The 924-nt window shown below is 68.3% G+C and carries 1 protein-coding gene; it reads left to right on the top strand.

Annotation, left to right across the window (positions count from 1 at the left end):
* Window positions 1-97: 97 nt before the first annotated feature.
* The coding region (locus FQ755_RS01215; RefSeq protein ID WP_144150304.1) for an EcsC family protein at window positions 98-924 on the top strand (827 nt) is incomplete at its 3' end.

Raw genomic sequence — 924 nt, forward strand, 5'->3', positions numbered from 1 at the left:
TCCCGCACCGTTTCACGAGTCAACGATTGCGAGATAGTAGCATGCACGGGTAGGCTACGCAGATGGCGTCTTGCCTGATCCTGCTCATGGGAGAGATATCGAACCCATTTCAGGCGCTGTCGGCGCCACCGTGTCGCCCGAGGACCTGGACACCTTGCGGCGCGCCAAGCTGGCGCTCGAAAGCCCGTCCCTGACGATGAAGCTGACCAGCGTGGTGGGCGCGCCGATCGAGAAGATGATCGCCAGGCTGCCCGGCTTCGCCACCGACAAGATCAACGACGCCACCGAGATCGCGCTGCGCAAGTGCCTGCACCTGGCGCTGCGCACGCTCGGCAAGTCCGGCGGCGTGGCCAGCGCGGGCGAGACGCCCGACAAGCCCAGCAATTTCCTGCACAAGCTCGCGGTGGCCACCACCGGCGCGGCGGGCGGCGCCTTCGGCCTGTTCGCGCTGCCGGTCGAGCTGCCGGTCACCACCACCCTGATGTTCCGCTCGATCTGCGACATCGCGCGCAGCGAGGGCGAGGACCTGAGCTCGATCGACGCCCAGCTGCAATGCCTGGCCGTGCTCGGCATGGGCGGCGGGTTCGCCAACGCGGGCAGGCAATCGGGCGACGGCGAGACGGAGCGCGATGCCGATTTTGGCTACTTCGTGCTGCGCGGCGCGCTCGCGCAGGCGGTATCGAAGGCTTCGTCCGAGATCGCCTCGAAGGGTTTCGCCACGCATGGCTCGGCGGCCCTGTTGCGGCTGGTGCAGTCGATCGCCTCGCGCTTCTCGGCGCAGGTGACCGAGCAGATCGCCGCCAAGTCGATCCCGGCGCTCGGCGCGGTGCTCGGCGCCACCGTCAACACGCTGTTCATCGACCACTTCCAGCAGGCCGCGCACGGCCACTTCGCGGTGCGCCGGCTCGAGCGCAAATACGGCAC

The organism is Paraburkholderia sp. BCC1885, from assembly GCF_900996235.1.
Taxonomy (GTDB): domain Bacteria; phylum Pseudomonadota; class Gammaproteobacteria; order Burkholderiales; family Burkholderiaceae; genus Paraburkholderia.